General features: G+C 66.4%; 22 protein-coding genes and 1 riboswitch. Of the genes, 9 read left to right on the top strand and 13 right to left on the bottom strand.

The features are described from left to right. Positions 1-116: 116 nt before the first annotated feature. The 4 genes from V9L20_RS04280 to V9L20_RS04265 are packed head-to-tail and all read right to left on the bottom strand — an operon-like array spanning position 117 to position 3,422. A complete protein-coding gene (locus V9L20_RS04280; protein ID WP_337295610.1) occupies positions 117-1,418 on the bottom strand; it encodes a TRAP transporter large permease in 1,302 nt (433 codons plus the stop codon). After that, positions 1,415-1,918 carry a TRAP transporter small permease gene (locus tag V9L20_RS04275; RefSeq protein WP_337295609.1) on the bottom strand — a complete coding sequence of 168 codons (504 nt, stop codon included), beginning with the start codon at positions 1,916-1,918 and terminating at the stop codon, positions 1,415-1,417. Before V9L20_RS04275 ends, V9L20_RS04280 begins: the two co-directional genes overlap by 4 nt. A gap of 10 nt (positions 1,919-1,928) precedes the next feature. Beyond that, positions 1,929-2,921: a TRAP transporter substrate-binding protein DctP gene (gene dctP / locus V9L20_RS04270; protein WP_337295608.1), complete on the bottom strand. Its 993-nt coding sequence runs from the start codon at positions 2,919-2,921 to the stop codon at positions 1,929-1,931. A gap of 42 nt (positions 2,922-2,963) precedes the next feature. After that, positions 2,964-3,422 (bottom strand): type II 3-dehydroquinate dehydratase, encoded by a 459-nt coding sequence (locus tag V9L20_RS04265; RefSeq protein ID WP_258504659.1) that lies wholly within the window; start codon positions 3,420-3,422, stop codon positions 2,964-2,966. A gap of 67 nt (positions 3,423-3,489) precedes the next feature. On the opposite strand from V9L20_RS04265, the gene V9L20_RS04260 reads away from it, so the two are divergent. Next, on the top strand, positions 3,490-4,284 hold the full coding sequence (locus V9L20_RS04260; RefSeq protein ID WP_337295607.1) for an IclR family transcriptional regulator: 795 nt from the start codon (positions 3,490-3,492) through the stop codon (positions 4,282-4,284). Positions 4,285-4,316: 32 nt separating this feature from the next. On the opposite strand, the gene V9L20_RS04255 is transcribed toward V9L20_RS04260, so the two are convergent. Further along, positions 4,317-4,907, bottom strand: coding sequence for an NADPH-dependent FMN reductase (locus tag V9L20_RS04255; RefSeq protein WP_258504660.1), 591 nt, complete (start codon positions 4,905-4,907; stop codon positions 4,317-4,319). 108 nt (positions 4,908-5,015) lie between these two features. Between V9L20_RS04255 and V9L20_RS04250 the strand changes: the two genes are divergently transcribed. The 7 genes from V9L20_RS04250 (at position 5,016) to V9L20_RS04220 (ending at position 14,201) form a co-directional block, all read left to right on the top strand. Further along, a complete protein-coding gene (locus V9L20_RS04250; protein ID WP_337295606.1) occupies positions 5,016-5,801 on the top strand; it encodes a hypothetical protein in 786 nt (261 codons plus the stop codon). 164 nt (positions 5,802-5,965) lie between these two features. Continuing rightward, a riboswitch (glycine riboswitch) is annotated at positions 5,966-6,095 on the top strand. A gap of 193 nt (positions 6,096-6,288) precedes the next feature. Next, positions 6,289-7,872: an ABC transporter substrate-binding protein gene (locus V9L20_RS04245; protein WP_337295605.1), complete on the top strand. Its 1,584-nt coding sequence runs from the start codon at positions 6,289-6,291 to the stop codon at positions 7,870-7,872. Between the two features lie 24 nt (positions 7,873-7,896). Then, positions 7,897-8,838 carry an ABC transporter permease gene (locus V9L20_RS04240; RefSeq protein WP_258504664.1) on the top strand — a complete coding sequence of 314 codons (942 nt, stop codon included), beginning with the start codon at positions 7,897-7,899 and terminating at the stop codon, positions 8,836-8,838. A gap of 21 nt (positions 8,839-8,859) precedes the next feature. Then, the gene (locus V9L20_RS04235; RefSeq protein WP_443098538.1) at positions 8,860-9,807 is read left to right on the top strand and encodes an ABC transporter permease; all 948 of its coding nucleotides are present in this window, start codon (positions 8,860-8,862) and stop codon (positions 9,805-9,807) included. Between the two features lie 2 nt (positions 9,808-9,809). Then, positions 9,810-11,426 (top strand): ABC transporter ATP-binding protein, encoded by a 1,617-nt coding sequence (locus V9L20_RS04230; protein ID WP_337295604.1) that lies wholly within the window; start codon positions 9,810-9,812, stop codon positions 11,424-11,426. A gap of 37 nt (positions 11,427-11,463) precedes the next feature. Continuing rightward, positions 11,464-12,966: a M81 family metallopeptidase gene (locus V9L20_RS04225; protein ID WP_337295603.1), complete on the top strand. Its 1,503-nt coding sequence runs from the start codon at positions 11,464-11,466 to the stop codon at positions 12,964-12,966. Positions 12,967-13,016: 50 nt separating this feature from the next. Then, entirely contained in the window at positions 13,017-14,201 is a 1,185-nt protein-coding gene (locus V9L20_RS04220) for a M20 aminoacylase family protein (RefSeq protein WP_337295602.1), read from the top strand. Positions 14,202-14,228: 27 nt separating this feature from the next. On the opposite strand, the gene V9L20_RS04215 is transcribed toward V9L20_RS04220, so the two are convergent. The 4 genes from V9L20_RS04215 to pbpC form a co-directional block, all read right to left on the bottom strand. Next, positions 14,229-15,509: a CynX/NimT family MFS transporter gene (locus V9L20_RS04215; RefSeq protein ID WP_337295601.1), complete on the bottom strand. Its 1,281-nt coding sequence runs from the start codon at positions 15,507-15,509 to the stop codon at positions 14,229-14,231. A gap of 10 nt (positions 15,510-15,519) precedes the next feature. Beyond that, positions 15,520-16,200 (bottom strand): FadR/GntR family transcriptional regulator, encoded by a 681-nt coding sequence (locus V9L20_RS04210; RefSeq protein ID WP_337295600.1) that lies wholly within the window; start codon positions 16,198-16,200, stop codon positions 15,520-15,522. A gap of 98 nt (positions 16,201-16,298) precedes the next feature. Beyond that, positions 16,299-17,696 (bottom strand): TPM domain-containing protein, encoded by a 1,398-nt coding sequence (locus tag V9L20_RS04205; RefSeq protein ID WP_337295599.1) that lies wholly within the window; start codon positions 17,694-17,696, stop codon positions 16,299-16,301. Further along, positions 17,693-19,981 (bottom strand): penicillin-binding protein 1C, encoded by a 2,289-nt coding sequence (gene pbpC, locus V9L20_RS04200; RefSeq protein ID WP_337295598.1) that lies wholly within the window; start codon positions 19,979-19,981, stop codon positions 17,693-17,695. The genes V9L20_RS04205 and pbpC overlap by 4 nt, the downstream gene beginning before the upstream one ends. Before the next feature lie 271 nt (positions 19,982-20,252). On the opposite strand from pbpC, the gene V9L20_RS04195 reads away from it, so the two are divergent. Next, the gene (locus tag V9L20_RS04195; protein WP_258504674.1) at positions 20,253-20,462 is read left to right on the top strand and encodes a thrombospondin type 3 repeat-containing protein; all 210 of its coding nucleotides are present in this window, start codon (positions 20,253-20,255) and stop codon (positions 20,460-20,462) included. Positions 20,463-20,480: 18 nt separating this feature from the next. Here the strand turns inward: V9L20_RS04195 and V9L20_RS04190 are convergent, their stop codons facing one another. From V9L20_RS04190 to V9L20_RS04175, 4 genes are read right to left on the bottom strand one after another with little or no spacing between them, the layout of a single operon-like run. Next, positions 20,481-21,107, bottom strand: a complete 627-nt coding sequence (locus V9L20_RS04190; protein WP_337295597.1) for a LysE family translocator — start codon at positions 21,105-21,107, stop codon at positions 20,481-20,483. A gap of 27 nt (positions 21,108-21,134) precedes the next feature. After that, entirely contained in the window at positions 21,135-21,404 is a 270-nt protein-coding gene (locus V9L20_RS04185; protein ID WP_281149528.1) for a DUF2277 domain-containing protein, read from the bottom strand. 47 nt (positions 21,405-21,451) lie between these two features. Continuing rightward, a complete protein-coding gene (locus tag V9L20_RS04180) occupies positions 21,452-21,946 on the bottom strand; it encodes a GNAT family N-acetyltransferase (protein WP_337295596.1) in 495 nt (164 codons plus the stop codon). A gap of 22 nt (positions 21,947-21,968) precedes the next feature. Next, a complete protein-coding gene (locus tag V9L20_RS04175) occupies positions 21,969-22,394 on the bottom strand; it encodes a GNAT family N-acetyltransferase (RefSeq protein WP_337295595.1) in 426 nt (141 codons plus the stop codon). Between the last annotated feature and the right edge of the window lie 27 nt (positions 22,395-22,421).

The following is a 22,421-nucleotide window of genomic DNA, read 5'->3' as shown; positions in this document are numbered from 1 at the left end:
ATCCGGAGCGTGTGTCGGGCATCCCCCTGCCGGCGTCCCAGGATTGGTGCGCTCATCAATAGTGCGAGCCGATCTTCTCTGCGGCCCGTTCAGCCCGTTCAGCCCGTTCAGCCCGATCAGCCCGTATATCCCGCCAACCTCGGCAGCAGCAGCACCATGTCCGGCCACACCGTCACCAGTGCCAGCGCGCCCAGCATCACCATGAGAAAGGGAAAGGTCTCACGGATCAGCACCATCAGGGACACATTCGCGATCTTGGCCATCATGAACAGCAGCAGGCCGTAGGGCGGTGTCACCAGCCCGATCATGATGTTCAGCACCGCCATCACGCCGAAGTGCACGGGGTCGATGCCTAGCGCGGTGGCGGTCGGCAGCAGCACGGGCAGCATGATCAGGATGATGGTCGAGCCCTCGAGGAAAGCGCCCAGCACCAGCAGCAGAACATTCACCAGCAGCAGGAATCCGAGCGGTGACAGCTCGAGTCCCTTCATTGCAGTGCTGAGCGTCGCTGGAATGTTCTCTGACGTGATGACGTAGTTGAACACCATCGCGCCGGCGATGAGCATGCCGATGGAAATGCTCATTCGCGCACTGGAGAGCAGCGACTGGTACAGGTCGGCCCAGCGCATGCTGCGATAAAGCCCCACCGAAATGAGCAGCGCGTACGCGGCCGCAATGCCCGCCGCCTCGGTGGGCGTGGTCACGCCGCTGTACAGGCAGCCCAGCAGGATGACCGGCAACATGAGGGCCGGCAGCGCCTCGCGCGTGATGCGGGGCATTTCGCGCAGCGGCACCCTCGGCTCGACCGGAAAGCGGCGCCGGCGCGCCAGCACGTAGATGAGGCCCATCTGCACCACGCCCAGCAGCAGGCCCGGCAGCACGCCGGCAATGAACAGGTAGCCGATCGAAGTTCCCGACACCAGCGCATACAGCACCAGGGGAATGGAAGGCGGCAGGATCGGCCCGATCACGGACGACACGGCGCTCAACGCCGCGGCAAAGCCCGGCGTGTACTTGCCGTCCTTGGTCATCATCTCCTGCATCAGCTTGCCCGAGCCGGCCGCGTCGGCCAGCGCCGAGCCCGACATGGTGGCGAACACGATGCTCTGCAGCACGTTCACCTGCGCCAGGCCCCCCGGAAAGCGCCCCACGATGGCGTTGCAGAAGCGCAGCAGCCGGTCCAGGATGCTGCCCGAGCTCATGATGGTGGCCGCAAGGATGAACAGAGGAATGGCCAGCATCAGAAAGCTGGAGTAGGTGCCGTTGAGCAACTGCTCCGCCGCGGCGCCCATGTCCATGCCCTTGAGGTACAGGTAGAGCACGGAGCCGCCGATCATCGCGTGGCCGATGGGCACGCCAAGAAGACTGAGCGCCACGATGACGTAGAGCGCCAGCGAAAAAGGACTGGTGAAATTCACAATGCGGATGAGGAAGAAGAGGGTGGTTCGTCCGTCAGCGGCGCGGGCCCGCGAACGAGTTGGCGCAGGCTCCGGGCAATCACGGCCACGACGAAGACCAGGTAGATGGCATACATCACATCCATGCGAATGCCCAGGTACGAGCTCTTCTCGACCTTCATGAAGCTCACGTAGGCGTACGAGGCCGGCAGCGACATGCCGAACAGCACGATCACGCCCAGCGCCGCAATGGCGCCGACCGCTCGGCGCATGCGCGGGCCGGCATTCGCGGCGATGAAGTCCATGCGGATCTCGTCGGAATCCTTCAGCACGAAGGCCGCGCCCCAGAGCACCAGCCACAGCCACGCCGCCAGCGAAACCTCCGAGGTCCAGCCCACCGGCCAGTTGAACAGGTAGCGCAATGCGATCTGCACGATGAACGCGACGAAGATCACTCCCAGGAACAGCGCGGCAACCGCTTCGGCGAAGCGGTGCAGCAACGACAGCACACGGTCGAACATGGCTTTGGAGTTACTTCATGGCGTTGATCTTGTCGAGCATGCCGGGCGGCCAGTTCTTCGCATCGTCCGAGGCCAGGTAGGCCTTCTGCGCGTGGTCGCGGAAGGCGTTGATGTTGGGCACATACACCTCCAGGCCCAGCTTGCGGAAGCTCTCGGCCAGCTCGGCCTCGCGCTTCTGGTGCTCGGCCGTGCTCCAGGCAATCGCCTTGTCCGCGGCAGCCTGAAAGCTGCGCTGCTTTGCGGGCGGCATGGCCTGCCAGGTCTTCATGTTCACCGTAAGCAGGTCGAAGGCCACCAGGTGCGAGGTCAACACGATCTGCGACATCACCTCATTGAACTTCATGTTCTGAACATTGGGCAGCGGGTTGTCCTGCCCGTCGATGGCGCCCGTCTGCAGGCCGGTGTAGGTTTCCGCATAGGCCATGGGAGTGGGGTTGGCGCCGAGCGAGCGCCCCAGCATCTGCCAGGTGTCGCCGGGCGGCATGCGCAGCTTCACGCCGGCCAGGTCGGCGGGCGTGCTGATGCGCTTCTTCGTCTTCAGGCCCACATGGCGCGTGCCGAAGAACGTCGGCCCGAGGATCTTCACCTTCACCTGGTCTTCCACCATCTTCTTCATCTGCGCACCCAGGTCGCTCGCGAAGAACTTGCTCAGGTGATCGGGGTCGCGGAACAGGTAGGCCGAGGTCAGCAGCGACCAGACCGGTACCTGCTTGGAAATATCCTGCGGCGCGATGTTGCCCATCTCCAGGTTGTCGCGCTGCAGGGCGACGAGTTCCGTGCCCTGGCGGAACAGCGTGGAGTTCAGGAACAGCTCGACCTTGTAGTCGGCCTCAATGTCCTTGGCGAACATCTTCATCATGTCGGCGCGGATGTCCTTGTCCGAAAACACCGCGGCAAACCGCAGCGTGGGCGGTGTGGTCTGGGCCCGGGCGGGCAGCACGGCGCCTGCGGCCAGCGCGGCTCCAGTGCCCAGCAGCGTACGGCGATCGATGGAAAAGGTCATGGTGTCTGTCTCCTGTTGTGTTGTGATGATGAACGCTGAAACTCAGGCTGCCGGCGCAGATGCGGCCGCGAGCCGCTGCGCCAGCGCCCGGATCGCCAGCTCGTAGCCGAACGGGCCAAAGCCGCAGATCACGCCCGTGGCGGCCAGCGAAACCAGCGAATGCTGATAGAGCGCGTCGCGGCGGTGAATGTTGGTGATGTGCACTTCGGCGATGGGCTGATCCAGCGTCTTGAGCGCGTCGAGCAGCGGAATCGATCGGAACGACAGCCCCGCGGGGTTGATGACGACGGCCGCGGCGCGCTCGCGCGCTTCTTGCACCCAGTCCACCATCACGCCTTCGTGGTTGGTCTGGCGAAACTCGCAGTCCAGGCCCAGCTCACCGGTGACGCCGCGGCACAACTGCTCCACCTGGGCCAGCGTGGTGCTGCCATACAGGTGCGGCTCGCGCACCCCCAGCAGGTTGAGATTGGGGCCGTTAAGGATGTAGACGATGGAACTCATGCGGCCGATTCTTCGGCGCGGCCACGAAAGACTTTCCAAACTGGAAACTGCTTTCATAATGCAGGATATGAGCATCTCACTCGACCGCGGCCTCTCCATGGTGGAGCACCTTGCGCGCCATCCGCAGGGGCTGCCGCTCACGCTGCTCGCCTCCGAGCTCGACATTCCGCTTGGCGCCTGCCACCGCTTGCTGGCCGACCTGCAGCGCTGCGGCTACGTTCGCCAGACGCGCAAGCAGGGCGACTACGTGCTGACGACCAAGGTGGTGTCGCTGGGGTTGGGCTTCCTGAGCGGCGCCGGCATCGTGAACATCGCCGAGCCGCTGCTGGAGCGGCTGGCGCAAGCATCGGGCGAACTGGTGCGCCTTTCGATCGTGGATGAAGACCGCCTCACGTGGGTCGCCAAGTCGCAGGGCACGCGCCAAGCGGGGCTGCGCTACGACCCCGACATGGGCATGGATGCGCGCCTCTCGTGCACGTCTTCCGGCCACGCGTGGCTGATGACGCTGAGCGACGAGCGCGCACTGGAGCTGGTCTCGCGCCAAGGCTTCGGCACGCCGGCGGAATACGGTCCGAAGGCGCCGACCACCATCCGCGCGCTGCTGGGCTTTCTGCATGCGGCGCGGGTGCGCGGCTACGCGATGATCGACGAGGTCTTCGCGCCCGGCATGGCCGCCATGGCGGCGCCGGTTTTCCGCCGCAACGAAGTGATCGGCGTCATCAGCATTGCCGGGCCGCGCACGCGCCTTGGCAGCGAGCGCATGCATGAGCTGGCGCCCGCGCTGCTGGCCGCAACGGCCGAGCTCGGGCCGATCAGCAACGCGTCGAGCCTGTTCGGCCGCCCTTCGCTGGGCAAGGGCTGAGCGGCGCGACCCGGCTTGCCAGACCCGGCTTCTCAGTAAGGCGGCGCCTTGCGCGCCCGCTGCTCGCGCGCGGCGTCGGTCCACCACGCGAGGTCGTCGGCAAAGCGGCCGAATGAGCGCTGGAGAGATTCGCCCGCACTGCCCGTGGGCTTGCCGTCCGCGTCGAGCGTTTGCGAGATCGGCCCGACGGCGAGCGTGCTCGAGACGACGACCATGCCCATCTCCGACAGGATCGAATGCCACACGGTGCCCGAGCGCACGCCTGAAAACCGGCCGGCCGAATAGCTGGCAACGGCAGCAGGCCGCCAGAACCATTCTTCTAGGAAGTGGTCGGTGAGGTTCTTCAGGCCGGGCTGCGGGCCCCAGTTGTATTCGCCCGTCACGAAGACGAAGGCGTCCGCGCCGCGGATCTTCTGCGCCAGCGCTTCCATGGGGGCGGGCGCGGTGCCCTTGGGGTACTCCTTGTACATGCGGTCGAGCATGGGCAGGCCCACCGCCTGCGCGTCGATCAGTTCGGCCTCGGCACCTCGCGCGCCGAGGCCCGCCACCAGGTAGTCGGCCAGGCGAATGCCCATGCGGTCCGACCTGTAGGAACCGTAGAACACCAGGATCTTGTCAGCCATTCGTCGCTCCGTTGTCGAGGCCGGGCGGCCACGGGCGAAGGCTACAACATTGGCAGGTCGGCGCATTTGGTAGCAGCATCTTTCGAATCCTCTGGCTACCATTCCGGCATGAACAAGCCGCCTGCTTTTTGCACTGCCGCCATGGTGCTTGCCGCATCGGCCGGCCATGTGTTCGCCGCTCCCTCGGCGCAGGTGCTCGATGCGGTCAAGAAGCCGCAGTCGGTCGATCCGGACTGGCGCGCCCGCCTGTGCGCATTGCTGCCGCAGCCTTGCGACCCGCATGCGCTGGGCTTGTACCGGCTGCGCGGCGCCGCGGCAAACAGCTTTGCAGTGCTCTCGGCCGAGCCGCTGGCCATGGCGCGCATCAGGCGCGACAAGGACGCGAAGACCTGGCAGCTCGAGCGCCTGCACGACTTCAGCGCCTATGTGGCCGGCATGAAGAAAGACGCCGCAGCCGGCATGTCCGACACGCGCCTTTCGCTTGCACCGGCACTCTATCCGCTGGCCGAAGGGCAATGGGCCATGGCCGTGCTGCAGACCGTGTCCGAGATGTATTCGGGCGGCGGCGCCTCGTTCAGCAAGGCCGACTTCGTGCCGCTGGACGACACCCGGGCCGTGCACGAGGGCATTCCTTTTTCTTGCTCGAAGATGATCCGCGCCTGCTTCAGCGAAAAGGAATACAAGAGTTCGAAGCATTGCCACGACGAGAGCAACGGCAGCCTTCGCATTGCCTACGAAGAACCCGGCAAGCCGGGCGGACCCTACAGCTGGCAATACACGTGGCTGCAGAGCGAGTGGCCCGCGAACACACCCGCCAGCGGCACCACCACCACGCGTCTTCACTTCACCGCCAAGACCACCGAAAGGGTGAGCTTCTGCGGCGGACCGCAGTAGCTTCGGTGCGCGTTTCCATCCGCGTGCGCCCCTGTGCGCACGCGCCCGAGTGGCACGCATTCTGCTTAGAAGAAACCATCCAGGAGAAATGCCGGCTCGGTGCTTCGAGTTAGTGCATTACCGAAGGCGACAGCCCGTAACGCTCAGGTCCCCAGACTGGATGAATGACTAACGCTGGAGAGCGCTGCCCGGCGTCCTGAACAAAAGGACTCCGAGGGCGGCCGCCGAAGGGGCAAGCCATGCGCGATGAGCGTGCATGGTGAATCTCTCAGGCCAAAGGACAGCAGGGGCATCTCGCGCAGTGCGCGGGGTGGCCTTGCGCGCTTCCGGAGCCTTCTTCTTCATGACCTTTGCCAGAGCGCACCGCGCATCGTTCCCTTCTTCATCGGGTGTGCCGAGGCCTGCGCACGCACGCAGGCGCCTGCCCGAATCGCCCCCCCGTTTTTCGCTGACTTTCCTCACGATTTTTTCAACCGGAGAACCGAAGATGCTGTCGAAACGAAACCTGAAAGCCGTTGTCGTGGGCGCCATGCTCGCTATTGGCGTTGCAAGCGCGTTCGCACAAGAGGCGGGCAAGGTGCTGCGGGTGGTGCCCCAGTCCGATCTGAAGATTCTCGATCCGATCTGGACCACCGCGTTCATTACGCGCAACCATGGCTATGCCGTGTACGACACGCTGTTCGGTGTGGACGAGCAGGGCAAGGTCAAGCCGCAGATGGTCGACAAGTACACCACCAGCGCCGACGGCAAGACCTGGACGTTCACGCTGCGCAAGGGCCTGGAATTTCATGACGGCAAGCCGGTGACCTCGGAAGACGTGCTGGCGTCGCTCAAGCGATGGGGCCAGCGCGACGGGCTGGGGCAGAAGATGTATGCGGCGCTCGACAAGGCCGAGGCCGTCGACGCCAACTCGTTCAAGCTGGTTTTCAAGGACACCTTCGGCATGGTGCTGGACGCGCTGAGCAAGCCCTCGTCGAACCCGCCTTTCATCATGCCGGCACGTGTGGCCGCCACGCCGCCCGACAAGCAGATCGACGATGCCACGGGCTCCGGGCCCTACATCTTCAAGAAGGACGAGTACCGCCCCGGCGAGAAGATCGTGTACCTGAAGAACACTAAATACGTGCCCCGCGCCGAAGCGCCCTCGGGCACGGCGGGCGGCAAGAACGTGTACGTGGACCGCATGGAATGGGTCATCCTGAAAGATGCGCAAACGCAGGCCAACGCGCTTGCCAACGGCGAGGTCGACATGATCGAGTGGCTGCCGCCCGAGCAGTACACGGCGCTGAAGGGCAACACGTCCATCACGGTCGACAACCCGATTCCGAAGGGCTCGTTCGCGCTGCACCTGAACCACGTCATTCCGCCCTTCGACAACCCGAAGATCGCGCAGGCCGCCATCATGGCCATCAACCAGGAGGCGCTCATGCGCGCCCAGATGGTGCATAAGGAGCTCTACAACAGCTGCGCATCGGTGTACCCGTGCGGCACGATCTTCGCCAGCGACAAGACCGGCTACTTCACCGGCAAGCCGCAGTTCGAGAAAGCCAAGGCCCTGCTGAAGGATGCCGGCTACGACGGCAAGCCCGTGGTGCTGATGTACCCGGCCGACTTTGCACTGCTCAACAAGTTTCCGCCCGTGATGGCGCAGCTGCTGAAGCAGGCCGGCTTCAATGTCGACATGCAGTCGATGGACTGGCCCACGCTGGTGACGCGCCGCGCCAAGAAAGACCCGGTCGACAAGGGCGGCTGGAATCTCTTCATCACCGGCTGGGGCATTGCCGACAACATGAACCCGATGTTCTATGCGCCGCTCACGGGCAACGGCGAGAAGGGCTGGTTCGGGTGGGCCACCGACGAGAAGCTGGAGCAGCTGAAATCCGACTTCCTCGCGACGGCCGACGAATCCCGGCGCAAGGAGCTGGCCACGGCCATCCAGCAGCGCGTGTACGACACCGGCATCTACGCGCCCATCGGCGAATACAAGCCGCTCACCGCCTACCGCAAGGCTGCGGTGAGCGGCGTGGTGCGCTCGCCCGTTGCCGTGTTCTGGAACATCAAGAAGAACTGACGGGCGCTCTTTTCTGGAAACCCCATGCTGATCTTCCTTGCGCGCCGAATCCTGTCGACCGTGCCGGTGCTCGTCATCGTTGCGCTGATCGTGTTTCTCATGCTCCGGCTGGCGCCCGGCGATCCGGCTGCCGCCATTGTGGGCGACAGCGGCACCAGCGAGAACATCGCCAAGGTGCGCGAGCAACTGGGGTTGAACGAATCGCTCCCCGTGCAGTTCGTGCGCTGGAGCGGCCGCTTGCTGCAAGGCAACCTGGGCGAGTCCTACTTCATGAAGAAAACGGTGGTGGAGCTCATCGGCCAGCGCATCGAGCCGACGGTGTCTCTCGCGGCGGTGACGCTGGTGGTCACCATCCTCGTCGCGGTGCCGCTCGGGGTTGTTGCGGCCTGGCGGCACGGCGGCTGGCTGGACCGCATGCTGATGGGCTTTTCGGTCATGGGCTTTTCCATACCGGCGTTCGTGATCGGCTATGTGCTCATCTGGATCTTTGCGCTGCACCTGCAGTGGCTGCCGGTGCAGGGCTACCAGCGGCTGAGCCAGGGGCCGCTGCCCTGGATCAAGCACCTCATCCTGCCGTCGATCACGCTGTCGATCATCTATGTAGCGCTGATTGCGCGCGTCACGCGTGCGGCCGTGGCCGAGGCCATGACCGAGGACTACATCCGCACCGCGCGCGCCAAAGGCATCTCGGAAAAGCGGGTGCTCATGCGGCATGCGCTCGCCAACGCGGCAATCCCCATCGTCACGGTGATCGGCATCGGCATTGCACTTCTGATCGGCGGCGTGGTGGTTACCGAAACCGTGTTCGCCATTCCGGGCCTCGGCCAGCTCACGGTGGATGCGGTGCTGTCGCGCGACTTTCCGCTGATACAGGGCATCACGCTGTTCTTTTCAGTCGTCTATGTGCTGGTCAACCTGCTGATCGACCTGAGCTACCTGGTGTTCGATCCGCGCATTCGCTATTGAGGCGCAAGAAGAAGCAAACACATGACCGATTCACTTGCCACTCCCATGCCTGCTGGCGAAGCCATCGTCGAACCATTGCCGCCGCCCAGGCGCCGGTCGCTGCTCAAGCGCATCCTGGCCGACTGGTCGGTGCGCGCCGGCGGCGGCGTGCTGATGCTGCTGGTGCTCATCTCGCTTGCCGCGCCATGGCTCGGCACCATCGACCCGACCGCCATCGACCCCGGCAGCGGCAACCTCTTGCCCGGCACGCGCGGCGAGTTCAACAGCCTGGCGGGCGACACCTTCGAGCACCTGTTCGTCATGGGCACCGACAGCCTGGGTCGCGACATATGGAGCCGCACGCTCTACGGTGCTCGCGTGTCGCTTACCGTGGGCGTGTCGGTCGCCGTTCTGGCGGTGGTGTTCGGCATGCTCGTCGGTTTGCTGGGCGGCTACTTCCGGCGGCTCGACAGCGCGATCATGCGGCTGATGGACGGCGTCATGGCCATCCCCGGCATTCTGTTTGCGATCAGCCTGGTGGCGCTGTTCGGCGGCAAGCTGCTGACAGTGGTGGTGGCCATTGCGGTGCCCGAGATTCCGCGCGTGGCGCGCCTCGTGCGCTCGGTGGTGCTCACCGTGCGTGAAGAACCCTATGTGGAAGCAGCCATTGCGCTGGACACGCCGACGTGGAAGATCCTTGTGCGTCACATCCTGCCGAACGCCGTTGCGCCGCTCATCATCCAGGCGACCTATGTGTGCGCCTCGGCGATTCTTGTCGAAGCCATCCTGTCGTTCCTCGGCGTCGGGCTGCCGGCCGACATGGCCACCTGGGGAAACATCATGGCCGAGGGCAGGGCGCAGTTCAACCAGTTCCCGCACAACGTGCTGTTCCCCGGCATCTTCCTGGCGCTCACGGTGCTGGCGGTCAACATCCTCGGCGACGGGCTGCGCGACACGCTCGACCCCAAGTTCAACAAGCGCGGGGGCTGAACATGGCGCAAGCACCTGTTCTTTCCGTTCGCGACCTTGCCATTTCGCTTCCGCGCGGCGGCGACCGGCCGCATGCGGTCGACAAAATTTCATTCGACGTACCGCCGGGAAAAATCGTCTGCCTCCTCGGAGAGTCCGGCTCGGGCAAGTCGGTCATTGCCAACGCGGTAATGGGACTGCTGCCTTCCGGCCTTGTACCGGTGCGCGGTACCGTCGAGCTGCAGGGCGAAAACCTGCTGGCCGCAACTCCCGCGCGCCTGCGCCAGCTGCGCGGACCGTCGATGGCCATGGTGTTCCAGGAACCCATGACCGCGCTCAACCCGGTAATGACCTGCGGTGCGCAGATCGACGAAATGCTGGCGCAGCACGTGCAGATGGGCTCGGCCGAGCGGCGGCAAAAAATCATGGCCATCATGGCGCGCGTTCGGTTGCCGGAGCCCGAGCGCATCTACGCTTCGTATCCGCACCAGCTTTCGGGCGGGCAGCGCCAGCGCATCGTGATTGCGATGGCGCTCATCCTCAAGCCCGTGCTGCTCATCTGCGACGAGCCGACCACCGCGCTCGACGTGACCACGCAGGCCGAGATACTGCGGCTCATCCTCGAGCTGCAAACCGAGAACGGCACGGCCGTGCTCTTCATCACGCACGACTTCGGCGTGGTGGCGGAAATTGCCGACGAGGTGGTGGTGCTGGAGCTGGGCGCCATGATCGAGAAGGGCGACAAGATGGCGGTGCTCACGGCCCCGCGCGAGCCTTACACCCGGATGCTGCTCGATGCCGTGCCCGAGCTTTCGCCGCCGCGCCGGCCGCCGGTGGCGGACACTTATCCGCTCCTCAACGCGGTGAACATCTGCAAGACCTACATCACGGGCAGCTGGCCCGGCAAGCGCCGCACGGTGAATGCGGCGCGCAACGTGTCGCTCGAAGTGCGGCCCGGCGAAACCGTGGGCATCGTGGGTGAATCGGGCTCGGGCAAGTCGACGGTGGCGCGTTGCATCGCGAGGTTGATCGACCCGAGCTCGGGCGACATCTTTGCCGACGGCCGCTCGGTGGCGCATGTCAAAGGGCGCGCGCTGTCGCCGTTCCGGCGCACGGTGCAGGTGATTTTCCAAGACCCGTACCGTTCGCTGAATCCGCGGCAGACCGTGGGCGCCTCGATCGTCGAAGGCCCGGTCAACTTTGGAACGCCCTACGAGCAGGCGTGGGCGCGCGCCGAAGAGCTGATGCGCCTTGTGCGCCTTTCGCCCGATGCGCTTCGGCGCTACCCCAGCGAATTTTCGGGCGGGCAGCGCCAGCGCATCTCGATTGCGCGCGCGCTGGCCTGCGACCCCAAGGTGCTGATTGCCGACGAGGCCGTTTCGGCGCTCGACGTTTCGGTGCAGGCGCAGATTCTCCGGCTGCTCGACGAGATCCAGCAGCGGCTGAAGATCGGCATTCTCTTCATCACCCACGACCTGCGGGTGGCCAGCCAGATCTGCGACAGCGTGCTTGTCATGAGCCAGGGCGAGATCGTGGAGCGCGGTTCGGTGCGCGACGTGTTCTTCGCGCCCAGCCACGACTACACGCGCAAACTGCTGGCAGCGGCGCCGGGCCGCGACTTTGCCTTTGCACGCAGCTGAAATTCTTCGTTCCCACGTTCAAGAAAAAAGGGATTCCATGAAAGTCTTCATCGCCGGTTTCCAGCACGAGACCAACACTTTCGCGCCCAGCAAGGCGGACTGGGCCGCATTCAACGCCGGCTCGAGCTTTCCTCCGTACCGGCGCGGCGCAGAGATCATTGCCGCCTACGCGGGCAAGAACATTCCCATCGGCGGCTTCATCGATGCGGCGCGCGAGAACGGCTGGTCGCTCGTGCCGTCGGCATGGGCAGGTGCCACGCCCTCGGCCCACGTAACCGAAGACGCGTTCGAGCGCATTGCGGGGGCCATCACCGAAGACCTGGCCGCCGCGCTCGCGCAGGGCGGCATCGACGCGGTGTATCTCGACCTGCATGGCGCGGCCGTCACCGAGCATCTTGAAGACCCCGAAGGCGAACTGATTGCGCGCATCCGCAAGCTCGTCGGGCCCGACGTTCCCATCGTTGCGAGCCTCGATCTGCACGGCAACATCACGGCGCAAATGCTGGCCGAGGCCGATGCGCTGGCCACCTACCGCACCTATCCGCACGTCGACATGGCAGACACCGGGAAGCTGGCCGCCCGGCTGCTCGCGCGCCGCATTGCACGCGGCACACGAGAGCCGCTGCATGCGCGGCGGCTTTCCTTTTTGCTGCCGCTCAATGTGCAATCGACCATGATCGAGCCGGCCGCCTCGGTGTACCGGCTGCTCAAGGAGCTGGACGCAAAGCACGATGCGGTGCTGAGCTTTGCCACCGGCTTTCCGGCTGCCGACATTGCCGAATGCGGCCCGGTGGTGTGGGGTTATGGCGACGACGCGGGTGCCGCCGTTGCCACGCTGTTCGAGCGCATCGACCAGCCACGCTCTCAATGGCGGCTCGAAGTGCTGGAGCCGCGCGCCGCGGTAGCCCGTGCGCTTTCGCTGGCCGAAGGCGCCGGCAAGCCGGTGGTCATTGCCGACACGCAGGACAACCCCGGCGCAGGCGCGGACAGCAACACTTCGGGCATGCTGCACGCGCTGCTGGCCGAAGGCGCGGGCAAGCGCTACCCGGGCAAGATCGCGCTCGGCCTGATGTTCGATCCCGCCGCCGCGGCGGCCGCCCGCGAGGCGGGCGTGGGCGCGCAGATCCGCATCGGCGTGGGCACCTCGGTGCCGACCTGGGGCGGCAGGTTCAGCGACAAGCCGGTGGAAGGGCTGTTCACCGTGCGGGCGCTGAGCGACGGCGTCGTGACCTTCAAGGGCCCGATGTTCCGGGGCGGCGCGGTGCAGTTGGGCCCGAGCGCCTGCCTCGAGATCGATGGCGTGCTGATTGCCGTGGGCAGCGGCAAGAGCCAGATGCTCGACCGCGAGCTGTTCCGCTTCGTCGGCATCGAGCCGGAGGCGATGAAGGTGCTGGTCAACAAGAGCTCCGTGCACTTTCGCGCCGACTTCGCGCCCATTGCGAGCCACATTCTCGTGGCCAAGGCGCCCGGTCCGATGGCGGCCGACCCGGCCGACCTGCCGTGGACCCGGCTGCCCGCCTCGATGGCGCTGCAGCCCTGAGCAGACCTTCCGTCATCCATCCATCCACCCATTCGCAACACTAGACCACGATGCCTCAAAGCGCCCAGCACTACCTCGAGTACATGAGAAAGAATGCCGCCGAATTCGTCACGGTGCGCCAGAAGATCCACCAGAACCCAGAACTCGGCTTCGAGGAATTCGGCACCAGCGACCTGGTGGCCGAGCGCCTCACCGCCTGGGGCTATGACGTGGAGCGCGGCCTGGGCGTGACGGGGCTCGTGGGCCGCCTGAAGCGCGGCAGCGGAACGCGAGCCATCGGCATTCGCGCCGACATGGACGCATTGCCCATCGAGGAGAAGACAGGCCTTGCCTACCGCAGCGGACGGCCCGGGATCATGCATGCGTGCGGGCACGACGGCCACACCGCCATGCTGCTCGGCGCGGCCAAGTACCTCGCGCAGCACGGCGAGTTTTCGGGCACGCTCAACCTCATCTTCCAGCCGGCCGAAGAGGGCATGGGCGGCGCCGTGAAGATGATGGAAGACGGCCTGTTCGAAAAGTACCCGTGCGATGCGGTCTATGCCATGCACAACTCGCCGGGGCGCCGGCAGGGCGACCTGGTGTTTCGCGAGGGCGCGGCCATGGCCTCGTCGGACTACGCCACCGTCACGCTGACCGGCGTGGGCGGCCACGGCGCCATGCCGCACCGCACGGCCGACCCGATCGTTGCTGCGTCGAGCATCGTGATGGCGCTGCAGACCATCGTCTCGCGCAATGCCGATCCGCAAGAGATGGCGATCGTGACCGTGGGCGCCATTCACTCGGGCAAGGCCAACAACGTGATTCCCGAAACGGCGGTGCTCGAGATCAGCGTGCGTTCGCTCAACCGCGAAGTGCGCGTGCTGCTCGAAAAACGCCTGAAGGCCATTGTCACGGCCCAGGCCGAGAGCTTTGGCGTGAAGGCCCAGGTCGACTACCGCAAGGGCTATGCGGTGCTGGTGAACACGCCCGAAGAAACGGAGTTCGCACGCCGCATCGGCTACGAGCTGGTGGGCGCCGAACACGTCGAGCCGCAAGGCCCGGCGGTTACCGGCAGCGAGGACTTCGCGTTCATGCTCGAGAAGAAACCCGGCTGCTATCTCTTCATCGGCAATGGCGCGACAGGCGAGCACGGCGGCTGCATGGTGCACAACCCGGGCTACGACTTCAACGACAGCAACCTGCCGATCGGCGCGGCTTACTGGGCGATGCTGGCCGAGAGCTACCTGCGATAGCGGGTAAACAAATGCGGTGCGCCGGCCTCAGCGCCGCGGAACCGTCACCGCGCCCACATGCATCGTGCGCCCCGCGCCGAGGCCCGCAATCACCAGCGCAATGCCCAGCCCGATGAAGAGCCACGACGATGCGCGGAAGCTCCCGGTCCAGCCATGCAGCAAGCCGGCAAGCAGCGGGCCGCACGCGGCCACCATGTAGCCCACGCCTTGCGCCATGCCCGAGAGGTGCGCCGCCACATGCGAATCGGGCGAGCGCAGCACCATGAACGTGAGCGCGAGGGCAAAGGTGCCGCCTTGTGCAATGCCCAGCAGCACGGCCCAGAACCACACGCCGGACAGCGGCGCAAACAGCATCGCCAGCATGGCGGCCAGGGTGAGCAGGGCCAGCCCCACGGCAAGGCCGCGCTGGTTGCGCAGCTTTACCGCCACCGCGGGAACGACGAGGCAGGTCACCACCTGCGTCATCACGGCGAGGGACACCACGTAGCCGGCGGTTTCGCCGCCGAGCCCGCGCTCGCGCAAGATCGGCGCGAGCCAGCCCATCACGATGTACGCGAGGGCCGACTGCAACCCCATGAAGAAGGTGACCTGCCAGGCCAGCCGGTCGCGCCAGAGCCCGCGCACGGTAAAGCCCGATTCGCTTGCCACCGGCTTCAGCGGCAGGGCCTGCGGCGCCCAGATCAGCGTGACGAGCAGGGCCGGCAGCGCCCACATGGCCAGCGCGGAGGTCCAGCCGCCGCCCAGTGCATGTTCGAGCGGCACCGTGAGCCCCGCGGCGCTGGCCGCGCCGCCGCACACCGCCATGGTGTAGAGGCCCATCATCAGCGCCGCCTGTCCAGCGAAGTCGCGCTTCACCAAGCCCGAGAGCAGCACGTTCGACACCGCAATGCCGCTGCCCGCAACGGCCGAAGCCAGGAACAGCAGCGGAATGTTGCCGGTGCCGCGCAGCGCGGTGCCCACCAGGATGAGCACCATGCAGCCGAGCAGCGTGCGCTCGGTGCCCAAACGCCGGCCCAGGCCCGGCGCCAGCGGCGCGAACACGCCCAGGCAGACGATCGGCAGGGTGGTCAGCAGGCTCGCGGCGGTGGCCGAAAGGCCGGTAGCCGCCATGATTTCGGGCAGCATCACCGAAAGGCTGGCAAACACTGGCCGCAGGTTGAAGGCAATCAGCACCACGCTCGCACCCAGCAGGATGCGGCGGGCCAAACTCGGCGCTGGCGTGGGGTGCGGGGCGGGCATGCTGTCGGCCTCGGCGTCGATCAGCAGTTCACCGGCGGCCCGGTTGGTGGAGAAGGGCACTGCGCTCATCGCATGCCCCTCATGGCTCGGCTCGCGAGAGCGCGTCGATCATGGGTGCCATGAAAGCGCGAACCGCTTCCGCGGCGCGGTCGGGGTCGCGGCTGGCAATGGCTTCGACGATGGATTCGTGCGCCGCCTGGTCGGGTTCCGGCAGGCTGGTGCCGATCGAACTGCCGATGGTGTCCTTGATGTAGCCGGTAATGAAGCGGCAGGTTTCAGCCAGCGCCAGGTTGCCCGAAACGTCGACGATGGCCAGGTGGAAGTCCAGGTCACGCTGGATGAAGCTTGCGCCGCCATCGCTTGCGTCCGGCAAGCCGCGTTGGTCGAGCAGCGCCCTCAGGTTGCGCAGGTCCTTGGCGGTGTGGCGCACGGCGGCAAGCCGGGCGGCTTCTACCTCGAGCGCGCGGCGCACCTCGAACTGGTCGCGCAGGCTCGCGCGCCGCATCTTCTGCAAGTTGGCCGACGGGTCGAACCCCGAGCGCACATAGGTGCCGGAGCCCTGCCGCACTTCGAGCAGGCCGCGCGAGACCAGCGTTTTGACGGCTTCGCGCACGGTGCCGCGGCTCACGCCGAGAAGCAGCGCAAGCTGCGGCTCGATGGGAATGCGTGAACCGACGGCCCAGCGGCCGGCCGAAATTTCGGCGCGAATGCTGTTGGCGGCGCTGTCGGCCAGGGAGGTTCGGGGTGCTTGGGCCAGCATAGGAGTCAGAAAGGCCTATTCATTGAATCATTGGATGAATTGTCCGCCGGCTTCAATGCCGCAGTCGCAAGCAGGGATTTGCAGCTACCAGCTGCCAGTTACCAGCTGCCGGATGCCCCGCCGCCGCTGCTGGAGCCGCCGCCCGATGAGGACGACGAAGATGACGATGAGGAAGAAGAGCTGCTGGAGGAACTGCTGCTGCTCCAACCACTGTCGCCGGAGCTGTAGCGAACGCGGCCCGTGCCGTTTCCGTTGCCGAAGGCAAGCGGAAGAAAGGCAAAGGCCGATGTCACCACGGCCACCAGCGTGAGCGGCATCCAGATCGTGTCGGCCGCAATCTCCTGGAATGCCGTCAGGCCCATCACGGCCATGGCACCCAGCACGAAGAGAAGGCGCAAACCGAAGCTGGCGAAGCTTGCGCGCCAGGCATTGCGCATGCCGAACGCCACGCCGGAGGCGAACGCAAGGCCGATCGTGGCGGCGAACAGGTACATGGCGCCCTGCAGCAGCACATCCGCTCCCACCCTGCGGACCGCCACGACGAGCAGCACGATCAGCAGCACCGCGGCGGCGGTAACGCGCCGCGCGGTACGCGAGCGGGCGCAGGCCATTCCCAGCCCGAAGCCGAGCGGGGCGGGCATTGTCGCAAGCATGAAAAGCATCACAGGTTCGCGCAGGATGACGGCGGCCGCCAGCGCAGGGGCCATGAGCATGCCGAACGACAGCTTCCAGTGGGAATGCGAGCGCAAGAACGCATCCGGGGCCCGGGCGGCCGCGCGCCTGCGCTTCGGCTTGCAGGACCGCCGGCTGTGCCAGACCCCCACGCCAACGCTCCAGAGCAGAACGCCAAAGAGGCCCCAGCCCGCAGGCGTCACTCGCCCCACGCCGGTGGGGCCGCTTTCCTCCGGCTCTTCCTGCACCTGGAGCGTCTGCTGTTCGTCCTCCGGCGTGTCCGGCTCGGCGATCATCATGGAGGGCTGCGTGCCGGCCCGTTGCGACAGCACCTGCAGCGCCGCCTCGATGCCCTCCGCGAACTCGCCCTTGCGAAAGGGCGGCATCAACTGCTCGTCGATGACGCGGGCGGCCTGTATGTCGGTGATGGCGCCTTCAAGACCCGTGCCCACCTCGATGCGCATGCGGCGGTCTTTCAGCGCCACCAGCAGCAGCACGCCGTCGTCTTCCTGCTCGCGGCCCAGCTTCCAGGCGGCGAAGACACGCGTGGCGTACTGCTCGATCGAATCTTCCCCGGTGGTCGGCACGATCAGTACCGCAAACTGCGCCTGGGTTTCGTTCTCGATGGATGCAATCTGCTGCCGCAAAGCCTCGGCTTGGGAGGGCTTCAGCGTGTTTGTCAGATCGACCACGCGCGACTGCATCGGTGGCACAGGCACAGGCTTGGCTTGCGCCGGCAAGGGCCACGCGAGCAGCGCGGCCACGTGCAGGCTCAACCACCACCAGAGCCGCAGAGCCCTTACCCCGCCGATGATCGCCTTCATCGGCGGGCGTTTTTCGCAACCACGCCTGCGCCGCGCACTTCGATCCTGCGCTGGTCGACCACCTTGCCCGTCGCCTCGACGAGTTCGATCACGTGGCGCCCCGGCCAGGGCAGCCATTGCGCGCTGTTGCCGCGCGCAAAGTGCTTGCCGTCGATGCGCCATTGCACGCCGCGGCCTTCGGACTCGAAGCGCACGCGCTGGTGCAGCGGCGGAATGTCCGGGTCGAGCGCGATGATGGTGCCGTCGACCGGCGCGATGATGCGCGCCGCCGCGGTGTTTGCCGCCGGCGTGCCCGCGCCGGTGTCGAGCGCAAAGAGCGGCTGCTCCGTGCCCTGCAGGAACCACTCGCCGCGCGCGGCCTCCAGCGGATTGCCGTCGGCGCCGGGCCCGAAAGCCACGCGTGCCTCCACCAGGCCTGCGGGCGGCCTGGGCGCGCGGCTCGGCTCGCGTGCGTGCAGAAAGCGCATCACCTCGGCCCACACCGGGGCTGCGCCGCTGGTGCCGCTCACGTCCCACATCGACGCGCCGCTCGCGTTGCCGACCCACACGCCGACCGTGTAGCGCTGCGACCAGCCCACGGCCCAGTTGTCGCGCATGTCCTTGCTGGTGCCGGTTTTCACCGCGGTCCAGAAGCGCGTGGAAAGAATGCTGTCGAGCCCGAAGGTGCGCGTGCGCGCGTTCGCGTCGGACAGGATGTCGCCGACGATGAAGGCCGCGGCCGGGTCGAGCATGGGCGCGGCGGCGGATGCGTTGTCCCCAGCCTTGGCTTTTGTTGGCGAGACCGGTGGCGGCGCGGCCGTGCGCGCCGTGAGCGTGGTCGTCCCGTAGCGCCCGCCGTTGGCCAGCATGCGATAGGCATTGGTGAGCGACAGCAGCGATACCTCGGCGCTGCCGAGCGCGAGGCTGTAGCCATAGTAGTCGCCGTTTTCGCGCAGCGGCAGCCCGGCCGCGCGCAACTGCCGCGCGAACGATTCGGGCGACACCATCACCAGCGTTCGCACGGCCGGCACGTTGAGCGATGCGGCAAGCGCCGTGCGCGCCGACACCGGCCCCTTGAACTGGCGGTCGTAGTTCTGCGGAATGTAGAGGCCGCTGGCGGTGTTGATCTGCGCCGACGAATCGTCGATGAGCGATGCCGCGGTGAGCCGCCTCTCGGCAATGGCCTGTGCATAGAGCAGCGGCTTGAGCGTGGAGCCCGGCTGGCGCAGCGCGGTGACGGCATCGACCTCGGCCGCCTGGCTCAGCGGGCCCGACGAACCGACCCATGCCAGCACCTCGCCGCTCGCGTTGTCGAGCACCACGAGCGCGCCGTCTTCCACATGGCGGCCGCGCAGTTCCTTCAGGTGGCGCTGCAGCGCGTCGAGCGCAAAGCGCTGCAGCGGCGCGCGCAGGGTGGTGCGCACGGCAGTTTCCCTCGGGCCTGCTTGCCGCGCGGGCGCCGCGGACTTTGCGGTGGCTTCGGCTTCGGCCAACTCCTTCAGCACGCGCCGCGCCGCGTGCGGCGCAATGCCTTCGTTCGCGTCGAACGCCCGCCGCTGCACCGCCGCGCTGGTGAACATGTCGAGCGCATCGCAGTCGATCTTCTGGCCCGGCTCCATCGCGCGCATGACCTCGCATGCGCGCTGTGCCACCTGCGCGGGCTTCGCGTTGGGCGCGCGCACCAGCGCCGCGGCCACGGCCGCCTCGCGCGCGTCGAGGCCGCTCGGCGCCTTGCCGAACAGCGTGCGCGCAAGCGCATCGATGCCCACGATCTCGCCGCGGAACGGCACGATGTTGAGGTAGGCCTCCAGGATCTGGTCCTTGCGCCAGTTGCGCTCCAGCTGCGTGGCCGCCACGGTCTGGCCGATCTTCTGCGTGAAGGTGCGTCCGCTGTTGGCGCGGCGCAGGTCTTCGTCGAGCAGGCCCGACAGCTGCATCGTGATGGTCGAGGCGCCGCGCGTGCGCGTGTTCCACAGGTTGGCCCACGCGGCCGACGACACCGCGCGCCAGTCGATGCCGCTGTGCTCGTAGAACCGCCTGTCCTCGCTCAGCACCATGGCCATGCGCAGCGCCGGCGACACATCGGCCAGCGGAATCCATTGGCCGCGCCGCACCGTGGCGTCGGTGCGCACGCGCTGCAGCAGTTCGCCGCTGCGGTCGAGCACTGCGGTGTCCGACGAGCGGAACCCGCGCTTCACTTCGTCGAAGCTCACCGCACCGGCCGCAAAGGCAGCGGCCGGCTGCATGCAGGCAGCCACGATCAATGCAGCGGCAAGATGGCTGGCGGTAAATGACGGGCGATGCATGAAGGGCGTGAACTGGAGGCGGGCAAATCGATGTCGAAGCCGCGCCATTCTCGGCGATGCGCCCACGGGAACTGCACCTACTCCGACTCGGGCGTGCCGCCGCCTCCCTTGCTCAGAAATTACAGCCAAAGTTCGCAGCAAGGTTCCACATCCGGTAACGAACTTCACGCCCGAGCGTCATTCGGGATACGCAGCCGAGACGGAGGTGGCCTTCAATGCAGACGACGGCTTGCGGAGGCAGGCCGCGTTTGAAAACTCCAAGGAGAAAATCATGAAAAAGACATTGGCCATTCTGCTTGCCGCATCGGCTGTTCTGGCCGGCTGCGTGGTTGCACCTTACGACCGTCCGCCTCCGCCGCGCGGCCAGTACTACGGCGGCGATCGAGACCGCGACGGCGTGCCCAACCGCTATGACCGCGACCGCGATGGCGACGGGGTGCCCAACCGCTACGACCGCAGGCCGAACAACCCGTATCGCTGATCCAGGCTGCAGCGCGCCTCAGGCGGGCCGGCGCGCGAGCAGCGCCCACACGCCCGCCGCGCTCAGCAGCGAGCCGCCCGCAAGGTTGAAGCGCCGTTGTGCGCGCGGCGACGAAAGCAGCTTGCGGGCCGATCCCGCAAACACGGCATAGAGCGTGGCATTGAGCGCGGCCATGGCCACGAAGGTGACCGCCAGCACCCACAGCTGGCGCGTCATGTTGGCTGCGGGGCTCAGAAACTGCGGCAAGAACGCCACGAAGAACACAATGCCCTTGGGGTTGAGCGCCGTCACCAGGTAGGTGTTCGCGAACAGCCGCCAGCGCGAATCGGGCGCGGCAGGCGCCGCGACTTCGGACGACGTGATGCCCGCGCGCAGCAGCTTGATGCCGAGGTACAGCAGGTACAGGCCGCCCGCCCACTTCACCACCGTGAACCAGAACGCCGAAGCGGCCAGCAGCGCACCCAGGCCGAGCAGCGAAACCACCAGCGCCGTCGAATCGCCCAACGCCACAGCAGCCACCAGCGGCACATTGGCGCGCCGTCCGTGCGACATGGAATAGCTGATCACCGTGAGGATGGTCGGGCCGGGAATGATCAGCAGCACGGCCGATGCCGCCACGAAGGCGAGCCAGAGTTCAACGGGCATGAAAAGTCTCCAGGGTTGTTGTTGCGTTCAGGTGCCGAAGCGCGCAGCCGACCTGGCCTTGGCACGCTCCGCCTCTATGGCGCGGTCGCGCGGCTCGGCAGTGGTAACCAGCGAATCGATCAGGCGCGCAGCCGTTGCAGCCACTTCGTCGACCGCGCGCTCGAAGGCCTCCTGGTTGGCCTTGGAAGGCACGCTGAAGCCGCTGAGCTTGCGCACGAACTGCAGCGCCGCGGCGCGGATCTCCTGCTCGGTGGCGGGAGGCTCGAAGTTGTAGAGGGTCTTGATGCTTCTGCACATGGGCGAACTCCATTCGGCGGTATTCGGCAGCGGATGCGCCCGCCAGTCTAGCGAAGCAGCGCCATCGCGTGGGCGTCGTGATAGACGCCGTCGATCAGGCTGGCGCGGCGCACGAGGCCTTCGTGCTCGAAGCCGAAGCGTTCGTACAGCGCCTTCGCATTCAGGTTGTCCGCGCGAACCGTCAGCTGAATGCGCGTGAGTCCGCGTGCCCACGACCTGCCGATGGCGGCCTGCAGCAGCTGCGCACCGAGCCCCTGGCCGCGTGCCTCGGGCAGCAGTGCGATGCCCAGGAGGCCGATGTGGGCGCGCGAATGGCCGAATACCGGCGACACGTCGCACCAGCCCACGACCTTGCCGGTGCCATCGACGGCAACGAAATGAGGGAAGCCCGTGGACAGCACATTCCGATAGAAGGCAAGCGACTGTTCCAGCGGCGGCGCTTGCGTGAGCGCGAGGTACTTCTGTTCGCGCGCCACGGCGTCGAGCGCCTTGTGCAGGCTTTCGAAGTGGTGTTCTTCGGTCGCAACTACGGAATGGTTCATGCGCGCGAGACGAAACGCGTGCTCACTCGATCAGCCCCCGCTCCGCGGCCTGCGCCTGGTTCTCGAAGACGGCCATGGCGGTCTTCATTCGCCTGAAGCCGAACTTTTCGTAGAAGGGCTCCTTGCCCGCCACCGCATACAGAATGATCTTGCGGTGGCCTTTTGAAAGCTCCATGAGCCGAGAGACGAGCTGCTTGCCGAGGCCCGTGCCCTGATGGGTGGGGTGCACCGCCACGTCACAGATGTAGGAGCAGTCGAGCCCGTCGGCCACTGCACGCCCGGCGCCGACCATGCGGCCGTTGTCGTACACGAAACACTTGAACATGCTGTTGGAGAACACGAGCTTCAGTCCGTCTGGCTGCTTGTTGCCGAGCGGTGCGGCCTGGTAGAGGCGGGAGAGTTCCTCCCAATCGATGCCTTCGAGCGAATGGCGCCATTCGAGTGTCATGGAGCGTGCCTCCTCTGTTTTTGGCCG

The sequence above is a fragment of the Variovorax sp. CCNWLW225 genome, assembly GCF_037204045.1.
Taxonomy (GTDB): Bacteria; Pseudomonadota; Gammaproteobacteria; order Burkholderiales; family Burkholderiaceae_C; genus Variovorax.
This window is presented reverse-complemented; position numbering and strand designations above follow the sequence as displayed.